The following is a 12,831-nucleotide window of genomic DNA, read 5'->3' on the forward strand; positions in this document are numbered from 1 at the left end:
GACGCCGTCGACGACGCGCTGGGGGCCCTGGTGGAGCCCGGCGGCAACGCGGTGCGCGCGGTCCGGGCGGCCGCGCTGCGACCCGGGGATCGGGCGCTCGTGCTCGGCCCCGGGACGATCGGGCTGCTCGTCGCGATGTTCGCCCGGGCCGCCGGCGCCGAGGTGCACGTCCTCGGCGTGACCGAGCGGTCGCTCGCGTTCGCGCGCACGCTCGGCCTCGACGGCGTCTGGGGGCCCGAGGAGCTGCCCGGCCTGCGCTGGGACGCGGTGATCGACGCGTCCACCGGCTCCCGGGTTCCCGCGGAGGCGGTGCGGCTCGTCGAGCCGGGCAAGCGGGTCGTGCTCATCGGCGTCGCCGGCAGCCGCAGCCCGATCGACAGCCGGGAGCTCGTGCTGAAGGACGTGACGGCGGTCGGGGTGCTGAGCGCGTCCGGAGGGCTCCAGCAGGCGATCGACGCCTACGCAGCGGGCGCGGTCGATCCGCGTCCGCTGGTGGCCGCGACGGTCGCGCTCGACGGGGTCGCTGCCGTCCTCGCGGGGGAGCGACCCGCGGAGGCCGGCGACGGCCCGAAGGTCCACGTCATGATCCGCTGACCGCAGCACGAACGCCGTCGGGCGGTCGGCCCCCCAGCCGACCGCCCACGGCGCTTCGCGGGTCCGGCGTCTCGAGCCTCAGCCCCCCAGCTGATGCGAGCATCCGGTGCAGCAACCCTAGGCACACCCTCGCGGATCGCGCGCCCCCAGTTGACGGGCCGTGCGCTCAGCCGCGGAACGCGGCCGTGAGGATCCCGGCCAGCCGCACGAGCGACGGCTTCGCGGCGAAGCGCGTCATCCGCCTCCCTGTGGTCGCTGCCGTACGAGCCGTGACGAACCAGGGCGGCCGCGGTGAGAGCGCCGGCTCGCCGGCGAGCACCGAGGCGGGGAACGGCCTGAACGGACCGCGGACGACCGTCCGCTCCGGGCCGTCGAGCAGCAACGCGTTGTGCACCACGCCCCGGCCGCTGCCGACGTCGGTGATCGGGTTGCCCGGGTAGGCGCCCCACGGCGCGGCCGCGAGCAGGAAGCCGACTCCCGTCCAGGCGTTGATCGCGATCGTGCCGTAGCGCAGCGCCTCGACGGCACGGTCGAAGCGGCTCCCGAGCGCCCGGCGCGTGTCGGGGCGGATGAGGACGTTGGCGCCCAGGCTGCCCGCGAGGTCGTCGTTCGCGGTCCGCACGGCCGCGTCCAGGAAGTCGGCGCCGGTGCCGGGCAGCTCGAGCACGCCGAGGACCGGCGCGAAGTACTCCGTGCCGGCCACGTCCGCGGCGGCGTCCGCGGCGATCAGCAGCCGCCCGCCGTCGGGGCCGAGGCGCGCGGCGTCGGGATGCCGTTCGAGCGCCGCGGCCGATCGGTCGGCGCTGCCCGGGTACCAGGGGACGCGTCCCGGCGCCTCGTCGAGCACGCGCCGCAGGTGTCCGAGGAACGCGTCCTTCTGCGCCCAGTCGCGGCTGATCAGCACGACCTGGGCGGCGATGCAGTTGTAGCCGCCGTTGTGCAGCCGCTGCGTCGCCACGTGCTCCGCCTGGAACGCGAGCTCCTGCTCGGTCCAGCGGCCGGGGACGACGATCACCGGGGAGACGCCACCGAGCTCGCTCGTGATCGGCTTGTCGAGCAGCGGCGTGCCGGCGGCCTTGCGGCGGGCTCCGTCCTCGCCGGTGCCGAAGACGACCGCGTCGTGGGTCGCCGCGCTGCCCGTGATGTGGACGTGCGCGACCGACGGGTGGTGCGCGAGGTACGCCCCGACCTCCGCCCCGCCCTGCACGATGCGCAGCAGGCCGAAGCGGACGAGGGGGTCGAGCGCGTCGTTGTACGGCTCGAGCATCCCGGCCATCACCGGGTTCAGCTTCAGGATCACGGACCGGTTGTTCGCGATCAGCTCGGCGAGCACGTCGAGCGGCGGGATCGAGGTGATGTTGCCCGCGCCGAGCACCAGGCCGACGCCGCCCTGCTCGCCGGGTCGTCCCGCGCCGAGCCCCGCGGCGGCGATCGCCTGCTCGTCGGTGACCCCGGGCGGGAACCACACCTCGGCCGAGAAGCCGTTCAGCAGCAGCGAGTCCGCCCAGGTGAGGGGCAGGACGTCGACCGCGCGCCGTCCGCCCGGGGCGGCATGGAACCGGGCGCCGGCGATCGGGCTGCGGCCGGCCGCGAGGTCGTCGAGCGATCGCCCCAGCCGATCGGTGGCGCTCAGGACGGCGTACGGCCCGCTGAGCCACTCCTCGCCGACCGCCGCCGACGCCGGGTCGAGCTGCTTCGCCGTCGCCGCCGCGCGGGTCCACGGGTCCGCCGCCCGGCCGACGTGCTCGTGCACCGAGCGGATCAGGGCCGCCCGGTCGGCGAGCGTGGTCGCTGCCCACCGGACCGCGCCGGCGGCGAGCTCCTCGAGCAGCCGATCGAGCTCCGGGGAGCCGCCCGTGGCGGGACCCGGCGCATCGGTGGCGGTGTCGGTTCCCATGGATCTCCTTCGACGACGGGCGCCGCGCCGCTTCGGGAGCGAGCACGGTGCTCATTCAACCCCTCCGCCGCACGGCGGCCCGTCCGGATCGTCGATCAGTGCGCGAGCGCGGGTGCCTCCCGGCCCGTCGGCGCCGGGGCGGTGCTCGCGGCGGTCGCGGGGCGACGCGGCCGGAACAGCAGCACCGCGAGCACGGCCCCGAGCACGAACAGCCCTGCATCGAACCAGTACGCGATGGCGTAGCCGTGCACGGCCGCCTGGGCGATCACGGCCCTGGTCGGCGGCAGATGGTCCTGCACGTAGGTGGTCGCCGTGGTCGTGGCCAGCGTGTTCAGCAGGGCGGTCCCGATGGAGCCGCCGACCTGCTGGCTCGTGTTCACGAGCGCCGACGCCACCCCGGCGAACCGGACGTCGACCCCGAGCGTCGCCGACTGCATCGACCCGGGCATCACCGTGCCCATGCCGAGGCCCATGACCATGAGCGCCGGCAGCAGACCGCCCGCGTACGAGCTCTGCAGGTCGAGCCTCGTGAAGAGCACCATCGCGGTGGCGACGAGCAGCATGCCGATCGGCACGAGCACCCGCGGGCCGAACCGCGGCAGTAGCACGTTCGTGCCGAGCTGCGCGGCGAGCACGAGGCAGGCGATCATCGGCAGGAACGCCAGCCCGGTCTGGATGGGGGAGTACCCGAGCGACGCCTGGGCGTAGTAGGTGACGAACAGGAAGATCGCGAACATGCCGGCGCCGGCGATGAGCACCGACGCGAATGCGGCACCCCGGTTCCGGTCGAGCAGCACGCCGAGCGGCAGCAGCGGATGCGCGGCGCGGCGCTGCCAGAGCACGAACGCCACGAGCAGCACCACGGCCACCGCGAGGGGACCCCACGTCCAGCCGGAGCTCCAGCTGTCGGTCTCCGCGTTCGAGAAGCCGTAGACCAGCCCGAACAGGGAGCCGGAGACGAGCAGGGTGCCCGGCACGTCGAGCTTGGGGCGGGGCCCCTGCCGGTGCAGCGCGGGCACGAGGGTCACGGCGCCGATCACGGCGACGGCGGCGATGAACACGTTGATGTAGAGGCTCCACCGCCAGCTCAGGTCCTGCGTCAGGAAGCCGCCGAGCAGCAGGCCGATCGCGCCCCCGGCGCCGGCGATCGCGCCGAAGACGCCGAACGCCCGCGAGCGCTCCCGGGGCACCGTGAAGGTCGTGGTGAGCACGGCCAGGGCCGTCGGCGCCAGCAGTGCGCCGAACGCGCCCTGCACGGCCCGGGCCGTGACGAGCATCCCGAAGCTGGTCGCCGCGCCGCCCAGGGCCGAGGCGAGCGCGAAGCCCACCAGCCCGAGCACGAACGTTCGCTTGCGCCCGATCAGGTCGGAGAGGCGGCCGCCGAGCAGCAGCAGGCTGCCGAAGGCGAGGGAGTACGCGGTGACGATCCACTGGCGGTCGCCGTTGGAGAAGCCCAGGTCGTGCTGGGCGGAGGGGAGGGCGATGTTCACGACCGTGTTGTCGAGCACGACCATGAGCTGGGCCAGGCCGACCACCACGAGGGTGAGCCACCGGCGGGACGGGGGAGCGGCGGATGTCGGCGGGAGCGCCGCCGCCGTGCTGGTCGAGGTCATGGGGAGGGAGCATATACGGAACCGGTTAGTTTCGGAAACGGCAAGTTCCGAAACGTTCAGGTTCTTGTTACACTGTCGACATGGAAGGGACGGAGCCGGTGCGATGACGCAGCTCGATTCCGCGCCTGCGACGCAGCAGGCCGTCCGGCCCGGGCGCAAGCGGGACCACACGCGCGACCCCGAGATCATGACGGCGGCGATGGACGTGCTGGCCGAGGTCGGGTACGAGCGGATGACCGTCGACATGGTCGCCGCGCGGGCGAAGGCCGGCAAGGCCACGCTCTACCGGCGCTGGCCCTCCAAGGCCGACCTCGTGCTCGACGCGGTCAGCTGCATGGGCGCGGCGAAGGCGGGCGTCCTGCCCGACACGGGGAGCCTGCGCGGCGACCTCGTCGCGCTCCTCTCGCCGCGCACGGTGCACGACGCCGACCACAAGCTGAAGGTGATGCTGGGGCTCGCCTCGGTCATCGCGCACTCGCCCGAGCTGGCCGAGTCGATCCGCGAGGCCTTCCTCGAGCCGCGGGCCGCCGTCACCAGGGCGCTGCTGCAGCGGGCGAAGGAGCGGGGCGAGATCGCTCCCGACTGCGACGTCGAGCTGCTCTCCACCGTGAGCTCGTCGATGGTGATCTCGCGCGCCATGCTCGAGCACCGCCCGGTCGACCGGGCGTTCCTGCTGTCGGTGATCGACGGCGTGATCATCCCGGCCGCGGGCACCGGCCCGGCCCGCTGACGCAGCGGGGTTTCCTGGGCCGGTACGGTGAGCGCCATGCGCGCGGGCCGGGTGGAGGCGTTCAGCGACGGGGTCATCGCGATCCTCATCACGGTGATGGTGCTCGAGCTGCACCGGCCCGACGGAGCGACGTGGGCGGCGCTCGGCCACGTCGCGGCGGTGCTGCTCGCCTACCTGCTGAGCTTCGTCTACCTCGGCATCTACTGGAACAACCACCACCACATGTTCCGGCTCGTCACCCTGGTCCGCGGCGGGGTGCTCTGGGCGAACCTGCACCTGCTGTTCTGGCTGTCGCTCGTGCCGTTCGTCACCGGCTGGATGAGCGAGGAGCGCTTCGCCACCGTACCGACAGCGGTCTACGGCATCGTGCTGCTGCTCGCCGCGTCCGCCTTCTCCATCCTGCGGAGCACGCTCATCCGGGTGCAGGGCCCGTCGTCGCGGCTGAAGACCGCCACCGGGCGCGACCTCAAGGGGAAGGTCTCGCTCGTCCTCTACTGCACCGGCATCGCGCTCACCTTCGTGGACCCCCGGCTCGGGCTCGCGCTCTACGTCGTGGTCGCGGTCGTCTGGGTCCTGCCGGACACCCGCGTCGAGCGGGAGCTCGCGCGGGACGACGGCGGTCCGGCGGAGTCGGCGGACTCGGAGATCGTCTGAGCCACGCCGTGCACCGGTTGCCGGCTCGCCGCGGTACTCGGATGGTGACCGCACGTCCTACCGGCTCACGCTGTACGGCCTGCAGCTCGTGCTGCACGCGGCGTGGCTGCTCGCGATCGCGGCGCAGGCGGTCGTCGCGGGGGCGCTGCTCCGGGGCGTGTTCGTGGTCGTCGTCGCACTGGACCTCGTGCCCGGCGCCGCCGCGGCCGCGGCAGGGCGCCCCGCCAGGGCGGCGAGCGTCCTGCTGCTCGTGATGCTCGCCTGGCTGCTCCACGGCACCGTGCTCTCGGCCGCGGCGACGGCCGTCCGCGGGGGCTGATGTGCTCGGCGCCTCCAGCCGTGGCAGGGTGCGGGGATGGTGTCGACGGTCGCGGTGCTCTCGGACGTGCACGGGGTGCTGCCCGCGCTCGACCGGGTGCTCGCCGAGCGGCTCGTCGCCGCGGCCGATCTCGTCGTCGTGACCGGCGACTCGACGTGGGGGCCGCAGCCGGCCGAGGTGCTCGACCGGCTCGTCGCCCTCGGCGACCGGGCGGTGCTCGTGCGCGGGAACGCCGACCGGGAGCTGCTGCGGATGGCCAGCGGTGTCGACGTCGGGCTCGGCGGCGATCCGCTGTCGGTCTGGGGCGCCGCCCAGCTGCGGCCAGATCACCTGACGCTGCTCGAAGCGATGCCCGAGCAGGTGACGCTCGTGGTCGACGGCTTCGGTCCCGTCCGCTTCTGCCACGCCACCCCGCGGGACGACGAGGAGGTCGTGCTCGTCGACAGCCGGATCGGCCGATGGACGGCGGTGCTCGACGGCCTGCCGGCCGACGTGCGCACGGTCGTCTGCGGCCACACCCACATGCCGTACCTGCGGCTCGTGGACGGCCGCCTGGTCGTGAACCCCGGCAGCGTCGGCCTGCCGTACGGGCGCGCGGGCGCGCACTGGGCGGTGCTCGGCGAGGGTGGCGTCACGTTCCGCCGCACCCTGGTGGATCCGGACGTGCTGATCCGCGAGGTCGTGGCCGGGTCGGGCCTGCCCGATGTGCGGGCGTGGGCGGAGGAGCACCTGCGCGAACCGGCCGGCGACCTGGAGGTCCTCGAGGTCTTCGGCCCGCGCGACGGGCGCTGACGGCCCGCCTCAGGCGCCCGTGGCCGCGCGGGCCTCGTCCTGCCGCTGCTGCTCCGCTCCCGACGCGATCGCGGCGCGCAGGTGGCCCTGCTCGTAGCCGAACGCATCGGCGAGGGCGACGGCGTGCGGCCGGAGTGCGGCGAGCAGCGCGTCGAGAGTCACGGGCACGGCCCTGGCGCGTTGACGGTTCAGGCGGCCCCGCACGAGGTACCAGTCCAGGTCGTGCTCGATCAGGCCGAGCGCGAACACGTCGCGCAGCTGCCCGAGGGTGAGCCGGGTGGATCCGGACGCGTCCCCCACCGCCCGGTCGAACGCCTGCCACTGGCGCAGCCGTGCGAAGGCGCGCGCCGTCTCGACGAGCGCGTGCTGGTTGCGCCCGAGCAGCTCCGCGGCCTGCTCGGGCGTGGCCCGGCCGGCGGGGCGGAGACGCGCGGCGAGCTCGGCGACCGCGACCTCGACGCGGTCCGTGAGCAGCCGCTCCTGGACGGCGCGATCGCGCAGCGCGTGGGAGGCCCTGGTGCTCGATGCGCCGTCCGCGAGGCGCTGTCCGACGGCCGTCGCGCCCGAGAGGCCTGCGACCCCGCCGACGATCTGCTTGGCGAGGATGCCGGCGACGGTCGCCGGAGGGGCGCCCGTGAACCGCTTGCCGTAGTCGGTGAGCAGGCGCTTGCCGACGAGCTGCAGCAGCACGGTGTTGTCGCCCTCGAACGTCGCGTAGACGTCGAGGTCGGAGTGCAGACGCCCGAACCGGTTCTCGGCGAGGAAGCCCGCGCCGCCGCACGCCTCGCGGCACTCCTGGATCGTCTCGAGCGAGAACCAGGTCGTCTCCGCCTTCATGGCGGCGGCGAACGTCTCGAGGTCCTGGCGGGCCTCGTCGGTGTCGTGCTCCCCGCTGAACACCGCGTGGAAGTCCGTCAGCAGCTCGTTCAGGGCGAACGAGGCCGCGTAGCTCGTCGCGATGCGCGGCAGGAGCCGGCGCTGGTGGCGCGGGTAGTCGAGCAGCACGGTCTCGTCGCGGCCGGCGCCGGGGAACTGACGGCGCTCGGCGGCGTAGCGCACGGCGATCTGCAGGGCGACCTGCGCACCGGTGTTCGTGGCGAGCGCGAGCGAGACGCGGCCCTGGACGAGCGTGCCGAGCATCGTGAAGAAGCGGCGGCCGGGGCTCGCGATGGGGGAGGAGTAGGTGCCGTCGGCCGCGACGTCGCCGTACCGGTTCAGCAGGTCGGTGCGCGGGATGCGCACGTCGCTGAAGTGCAGCCGGCCGTTGTCCACGCCGTTGAGGCCGCCCTTCGGGCCGTCGTCCTCGCCGCCGACGCCGGGGAGGAATGCGCCGGACTCGTCGCGGATCGGCACGTAGAACGCGTGGACGCCGCGCCGCTGCCCCTGCGTCTCGAGCTGGGCGAACACCACCGCGGCGTGGGCGTCGACGGCGGCGTTGCCGATGTAGTCCTTCCAGGCGGCACGGAACGGGGTCGAGATCACGAACTCCTCGGCGGCCGGATCGTAGGTGGCCGTCGTCGCGATCGAGGCGACGTCCGAGCCGTGCCCGGTCTCCGTCATCGCGAAGCCGCCGAGCACGCGCAGCTCGATCGCGTCCGCGAGGAAGCGCTCGTGGTGGGTGCGGGTGCCGAGGTGCAGGATCGCGGCGGTGAACAGGCCCCACTGGACGCCGGCCTTGATCTGCAGCGAGGGATCCGCGGTCACGATCTCGGCGAACGCCGCGAGGTTGCCGCCCGCGTCGCTGCGGCCGCCGAACTCCGGCGGGAAGGGCAGGCGCGGCGCGCCGGTCTCGAGGAGCGTGTGCAGGGTGGCGGTCACCCGGGAGCGCTGATCGGCGACGCTCTCGTCGTCGCGGAGGTGGAAGACCGGGTCGAGCATCCGGTCCCGGGCAGCGAGCCGGGTCTCGCGCCACTCGCCGAGCAGCAGATCGCGCAGCGCCGTCGCGTCGACGCCGGTGCTCGTGCCGACCGCCACCTCGGGGGTCGGCACCGGCGCGGCCGGTGCCGGCTGCGGCGCGACCGAGATCGCGTCGCGCTCCTCGCGCTCGAGTCGCGTCTCGACCGCCGTGCTCCGATCGCCCATGCCGGACCTCCCTCTGCTGCTGCTGCTGCTGCTGCCCTCGGCTCGGGGACGGTAATCGACGTTCCCCGCATCCGCCGACTCCGTGTGAGGGAATCGCGGGATCGTGGCGGGCAGACGAGGCCGGAGTTGCAGATCCGCACAAATCGGGCGGGTACCGGGCGATGGCGCGGTTCCGCCGGCGCGCAGCGGGTCGGCGCCCGGACCGCACGTCCAGGACGCCGGGCCGCGAGCTGGAGGAAGAGCTCGCAGGCCGGCGTCCGTCGACGACTCGGGGTATCGGGTTGGTACCGTCACGTCCGTCTGGGGATACCGGCGTGCCGTGTTCCGTGCGCCGAGGCGGGGTGGGCCTCGGTTCGGCGACCCGGAGGCCGCCTGTCAGAACAGTAGGACAGAACGATCTGTCTGTCCTCACCCCACTTCGGGTGCCCGCGGGCCCGTCGGCAAGCCGTCCCGGCGCGGCGCCGGTACGGCTAGGAGCGGAACGCGGCCACGGCGGTGAGGCCGCCGAGGAGCACCTGTGCCGCGAGCCGGGGCGCGAACGGGACGGCGAGCGCGCCGAACCGCTCCGGATGCCGGGCGGCGTAGGCGTTCGCCGGGAAGACCGCGGCGAGGAAGAGCAGGAGGCACCCGCCCGCGAGGCGCCGGGTGCCGGGGACCAGGAGCCCGGCCGCCCCGGCGAGCTCGCACGCGCCGGTCAGCCGCACGAGCGACGCGGGAGCGAGCACGCCCCGACCGCGCAGCGAGGGCGGGATGATCGCCGCCATCGCGCGGGCCGGCCCCGGCCGGAGGTGCAGGACGCCCATGCCGGCGAACCCGGCGGCGAGCAGCAGGCGGACGGCCGGGGTCGCCGTGCGGATCAGTCCGCGCGCCGTTTCGCGGCCGCCTTGTCCTTCTTCTCGGTCCGCTTCTCCTTCAGGGTCTTCGCAGCCGCGGTCTTCGCCGTGGACTTCTTGGGGCTCTTGTCGCTCATGGTGGTTCCTCCTCGGAACTCGTGAGGCCGACACTAGGCCGACGGGCGGCTCCGTGGGGGCGGCGTGCCGTCCGTTCCGCATCCTCCCGGACCGGCGATGTCACTCGCTGCGGAACGTCGCCGCGGCAGGGCAGTCGAAGGGGTCCGCCGCCTTGATGCCGACCCGGTGCAGGTAGCGCACGACGATCACCCACGACTGCAGCAGCGTCGTCTCGGTGTACCGGATGCCCCGCTCCCGGCAGTAGGCCTGCACGAGCGGCCGCGCCCGGCGCAGGTTCACGCTCGGCATGCTGGGGAAGAGGTGGTGCTCGATCTGGAAGTTCAAGCCGCCCATCGCCTTCTCGATCAGCCAGCCGCCCGTGATGTTCCGCGACGTGAGCACCTGGCGGCGCAGGTAGTCGGTGCGCACCCCCGGCTCGATCAGGGGCATCCCCTTGTGGTTGGGCGCGAAGCTCCCGCCCATCGTGAAGCCGAAGACGGCCAGCTGCACCCCCATGAAGGCGGCGCCGATCCCCGGTCCGGCGGCGAGGACGACGAGCGTCGGGAAGCCGAGCAGCCGGATCGCGAGCAGCGACCCCTCGATCAGCCGGTGGTCGACCGAGCGTCCGTGCAGCACCGCCAGCACGGCGTTGCGGTGCAGGTCGATGCCGGCGAGCAGCAGGATCGGGAAGAAGAACCAGCCCTGGCGGGCCATCAGCCAGGCGGCGACCCCGGTCCGTCCGGCGGCGTCCTGCGGCGTGAACACGACGGCGCCGGGGCGGATGTCCCGATCGGTCCCGATCGTGTTCGGGTGCGCGTGGTGGCGCGAGTGCTTGTCGAGCCACCACCCGTAGCTGAGCCCGATGCCGAGGTTGCCGATCAGCCGGGAGAAGAGCACACCGCGGGCGCCGGACTCGAAGATCTGCTTGTGGGCGCTGTCATGCGCGAGGAACGCCGTCTGGGTGAAGAGCACGCCGAAGTAGGCGGCGGTGAGCAGCTGCCACCACGAGGCGCCGAGGCCGAAGAGCACGGCGAATCCGATGCCGAACAGGGCGAGCAGCACCAGGGTGCGGCCGACGTACCAGCCGCGCCGTCGTCCCAGCAGACCGGCGGCCCGCACCTCCGCGAGCAGGACACCGAACTCCTTGACGTGGTCGTCCTGCGCGGTCCCCGCAGTGCGCCGTCGCGGGGCGACCCTCCGCACAGGGGACGGGTCGAGCGATACGGCATACGGGTCCAAGGGCGCCCCTCCGGTTCGGTGCTGCACCGCCGTCAGGGTCTGGGACGACACGACCAGGCTAGGGCCGCAGCGGGCGCGCGCGGTGCATTCGCAGGGCGGTTGCAGGACAGCCGCAGCCTCTGCGAAGCGCGGCCTCGGCCTGCACTACATCCAGCCCCCGTCCACCACCCAGTTCTGCGCGGTGCAGCTGCGCGAGTCGTCCGCGGCGAGCCAGAGCAGCATCCGGGCGACGTCGTCGGGAACGAGCTTCTGCGGCAGGCACTGGTTGCGGGCGATCGACGCCTCGGCTTCGGGCGTCACCCAGTGCGTCAGCTGCTTCTCCGTCATGATCCAGCCCGGGATGATGCAGTTCACCCGGATCGCCCACGGTCCGAGCTCGCGGGCGAGGGTGCGGGTGAGGCCCTCGACTCCGGCCTTCGCCGTGATGTATCCCGGCAGGTCCAGCAGGTCGATGTGGGCGCTGATCGAACCGAGGTTGACGATCGACCCGCCGCCTGCGTCGCGCATCATGGGTGCCACGGCCTGCGCCGCGAAGAAGTGGTGCCGCACGTTGACCGCGATCCGGTCGTCCCAGGTGGCCTCGTCCAGCTGCATGACGGGATCCCGCTGATCGTTCGCCGCGTTGTTCACGAGGACGCGGATCGGCCCGAGCGCGTCCGCGACGTCGTGGATGGCGGCGCGCAGCGCGGTCACATCCCGGACGTCGCAGGGCAGGAACCGGGCCGACAGGCCCTGATCGGTGAGGTCGGCGGCGACCGCCGCACCTCGTTCCTCGTCGAGATCGACGAAACCGACTGCGGTGCGCTGCTCCGCGAGTCGTCGCACGAACGCCTCGCCGAGGCCCGACGCGCCGCCGCTGACGAAGGCGACGCGGCCGGCCAGCGAGGGGTAGACCGCGAACGCCGATCCCTCGGCGCTCACGGCCGGCACCGTTCGGTCATCTGTACGCTCCGTTCGAGAAGGTGGGACGGGAAGGGAAGCCATGCGGGTGCTCGGGGTGCTGGGAGCGGCGGGGATCGCCCCGGCCGCGGTGCTGACGCCGGTGCGGCGTCGCGACGACGTGGTGGTCGGCGCCGTCGCGTCGCGGTCGGGCGCCAGGGACTACGCCGACCGCTACGGCATCCCCGCCGCGTACGACTCCTACGCCGCGCTGCTCGCCGATCCGTCGATCGACCTCGTGTACAACGCGCTGCCGCCGTCGCTGCACGCCGAGTGGACCGTCGCGGCGCTCAGGGCGGGCAAGGACGTGCTCTGCGAGAAGCCGTTCACGATGACCGCCGCCGAGGCGCGGCGGGTCGCCGCCACCGCGGAGGAGACCGGGCGCCGCGCGGTGGAGGCGTTCCACGACTTCTACCATCCGCTGCAGGGGCTCGTCAGGGGGCTGCTCGCCGAGGGCGTGCTGGGGCGGATCCGCGCGGTGGAGGCCGTGTTCGACGGCTCGAACCCCTACGAGCCGAACACCATCCGGCACGAGCCGTCGCTCGGCGGCGGCGCGCTGATGGACCTCGGCTGCTATCCGGTGCACTGGGTGCGGTCGATGTTCGGGGAGCCGACCGTCGTGCGGGCCGAGGCGGACCGCAACCCGTCCGGCGCCGACCTCACGATGCGTGCCGAGCTCACCGTCGGGCCGGATGCGGCACCCGTCTCGCTGCACTGCAGCATGGTCGAGGGCGTTGCGCTGCGCTCCACGATCGTCGTGCAGGGCGAGCTCGGTGCGCTGCAGGTCGAGAACCTCGTCTTCCCGTCCGCCGGGCACTCCGTGCGGCTGACCCTGGGGGACGTCCCCCACGTCTCGACGGTGGCGGGGCGGCAGACCTACGACCACCAGCTGGAGGCCGTGCTCGCCGCGCTCGACTCGGGGGCGCCGCTGCCGACCGAGGGCGACGACCCCGTCCTCAACATGGCCGTGATCGACGCGATCTACGCTGCGGCCGGCTTCGAGCGGCCCTGGTCCTGACGTC

Annotated in this window: 11 protein-coding genes and 1 pseudogene; 6 read left to right on the forward strand and 6 right to left on the reverse strand. The window is 73.6% G+C overall.

Annotated elements, in window-relative coordinates; genetic code table 11:
• Positions 1 to 594: zinc-binding dehydrogenase (locus JWQ92_RS14315; protein ID WP_297345136.1), on the forward strand; the 594-nt coding region annotated here is incomplete at its 5' end.
• A 166-nt stretch (positions 595 to 760) separates the two neighbouring features.
• On the opposite strand, the gene JWQ92_RS14320 is transcribed toward JWQ92_RS14315, so the two are convergent.
• Both JWQ92_RS14320 and JWQ92_RS14325 read right to left on the reverse strand, forming a co-directional pair.
• Positions 761 to 2,491: an aldehyde dehydrogenase family protein gene (locus JWQ92_RS14320; RefSeq protein WP_297345137.1), complete on the reverse strand. Its 1,731-nt coding sequence runs from the start codon at positions 2,489 to 2,491 to the stop codon at positions 761 to 763.
• A 95-nt stretch (positions 2,492 to 2,586) separates the two neighbouring features.
• Positions 2,587 to 4,104 carry an MFS transporter gene (locus JWQ92_RS14325; protein ID WP_297345138.1) on the reverse strand — a complete coding sequence of 506 codons (1,518 nt, stop codon included), beginning with the start codon at positions 4,102 to 4,104 and terminating at the stop codon, positions 2,587 to 2,589.
• A gap of 103 nt (positions 4,105 to 4,207) precedes the next feature.
• On the opposite strand from JWQ92_RS14325, the gene JWQ92_RS14330 reads away from it, so the two are divergent.
• The 4 genes and pseudogenes from JWQ92_RS14330 (at position 4,208) to JWQ92_RS14345 (ending at position 6,599) form a co-directional block, all read left to right on the forward strand.
• Positions 4,208 to 4,834 (forward strand): TetR/AcrR family transcriptional regulator, encoded by a 627-nt coding sequence (locus tag JWQ92_RS14330; protein WP_297345139.1) that lies wholly within the window; start codon positions 4,208 to 4,210, stop codon positions 4,832 to 4,834.
• 36 nt (positions 4,835 to 4,870) lie between these two features.
• Positions 4,871 to 5,488 (forward strand): TMEM175 family protein, encoded by a 618-nt coding sequence (locus JWQ92_RS14335; protein WP_297345140.1) that lies wholly within the window; start codon positions 4,871 to 4,873, stop codon positions 5,486 to 5,488.
• 64 nt (positions 5,489 to 5,552) lie between these two features.
• Positions 5,553 to 5,807: pseudogene (locus JWQ92_RS14340) on the forward strand (hypothetical protein); the annotation flags it as partial.
• A gap of 36 nt (positions 5,808 to 5,843) precedes the next feature.
• The gene (locus tag JWQ92_RS14345) at positions 5,844 to 6,599 is read left to right on the forward strand and encodes a metallophosphoesterase family protein (protein WP_297345141.1); all 756 of its coding nucleotides are present in this window, start codon (positions 5,844 to 5,846) and stop codon (positions 6,597 to 6,599) included.
• Positions 6,600 to 6,608: 9 nt separating this feature from the next.
• On the opposite strand, the gene JWQ92_RS14350 is transcribed toward JWQ92_RS14345, so the two are convergent.
• From JWQ92_RS14350 to JWQ92_RS14365, 4 genes are all read right to left on the reverse strand, one after another.
• Positions 6,609 to 8,681 (reverse strand): acyl-CoA dehydrogenase family protein, encoded by a 2,073-nt coding sequence (locus JWQ92_RS14350; RefSeq protein WP_297345142.1) that lies wholly within the window; start codon positions 8,679 to 8,681, stop codon positions 6,609 to 6,611.
• Between the two features lie 470 nt (positions 8,682 to 9,151).
• Positions 9,152 to 9,484 (reverse strand): hypothetical protein, encoded by a 333-nt coding sequence (locus tag JWQ92_RS14355; RefSeq protein ID WP_297345143.1) that lies wholly within the window; start codon positions 9,482 to 9,484, stop codon positions 9,152 to 9,154.
• A gap of 267 nt (positions 9,485 to 9,751) precedes the next feature.
• Positions 9,752 to 10,921 (reverse strand): acyl-CoA desaturase, encoded by a 1,170-nt coding sequence (locus tag JWQ92_RS14360; RefSeq protein ID WP_297345144.1) that lies wholly within the window; start codon positions 10,919 to 10,921, stop codon positions 9,752 to 9,754.
• Positions 10,922 to 11,014: 93 nt separating this feature from the next.
• Positions 11,015 to 11,791, reverse strand: a complete 777-nt coding sequence (locus tag JWQ92_RS14365) for an SDR family oxidoreductase (RefSeq protein WP_297345145.1) — start codon at positions 11,789 to 11,791, stop codon at positions 11,015 to 11,017.
• Between the two features lie 61 nt (positions 11,792 to 11,852).
• On the opposite strand from JWQ92_RS14365, the gene JWQ92_RS14370 reads away from it, so the two are divergent.
• Positions 11,853 to 12,827: a Gfo/Idh/MocA family oxidoreductase gene (locus JWQ92_RS14370; RefSeq protein ID WP_297345146.1), complete on the forward strand. Its 975-nt coding sequence runs from the start codon at positions 11,853 to 11,855 to the stop codon at positions 12,825 to 12,827.
• The last annotated feature ends 4 nt before the right edge of the window (positions 12,828 to 12,831 follow it).

This window comes from Amnibacterium sp. (genome assembly GCF_025463795.1).
GTDB lineage: Bacteria > Actinomycetota > Actinomycetes > Actinomycetales > Microbacteriaceae > Amnibacterium.

Excerpts from the sequence above, each read along its gene's own strand:
- JWQ92_RS14335 (WP_297345140.1), top strand. The coding sequence starts at position 4,871 with ATGCGCGCGGGCCGGGTGGAGGCGTTCAGCGACGGGGTCATCGCGATC.
- JWQ92_RS14355 (WP_297345143.1), bottom strand. The coding sequence starts at position 9,484 with ATGGGCGTCCTGCACCTCCGGCCGGGGCCGGCCCGCGCGATGGCGGCG.
- JWQ92_RS14345 (WP_297345141.1), top strand. The coding sequence starts at position 5,844 with ATGGTGTCGACGGTCGCGGTGCTCTCGGACGTGCACGGGGTGCTGCCC.
- JWQ92_RS14350 (WP_297345142.1), bottom strand. The coding sequence starts at position 8,681 with ATGGGCGATCGGAGCACGGCGGTCGAGACGCGACTCGAGCGCGAGGAG.
- JWQ92_RS14325 (WP_297345138.1), bottom strand. The coding sequence starts at position 4,104 with ATGACCTCGACCAGCACGGCGGCGGCGCTCCCGCCGACATCCGCCGCT.
- JWQ92_RS14330 (WP_297345139.1), top strand. The coding sequence starts at position 4,208 with ATGACGCAGCTCGATTCCGCGCCTGCGACGCAGCAGGCCGTCCGGCCC.
- JWQ92_RS14370 (WP_297345146.1), top strand. The coding sequence starts at position 11,853 with ATGCGGGTGCTCGGGGTGCTGGGAGCGGCGGGGATCGCCCCGGCCGCG.
- JWQ92_RS14320 (WP_297345137.1), bottom strand. The coding sequence starts at position 2,491 with ATGGGAACCGACACCGCCACCGATGCGCCGGGTCCCGCCACGGGCGGC.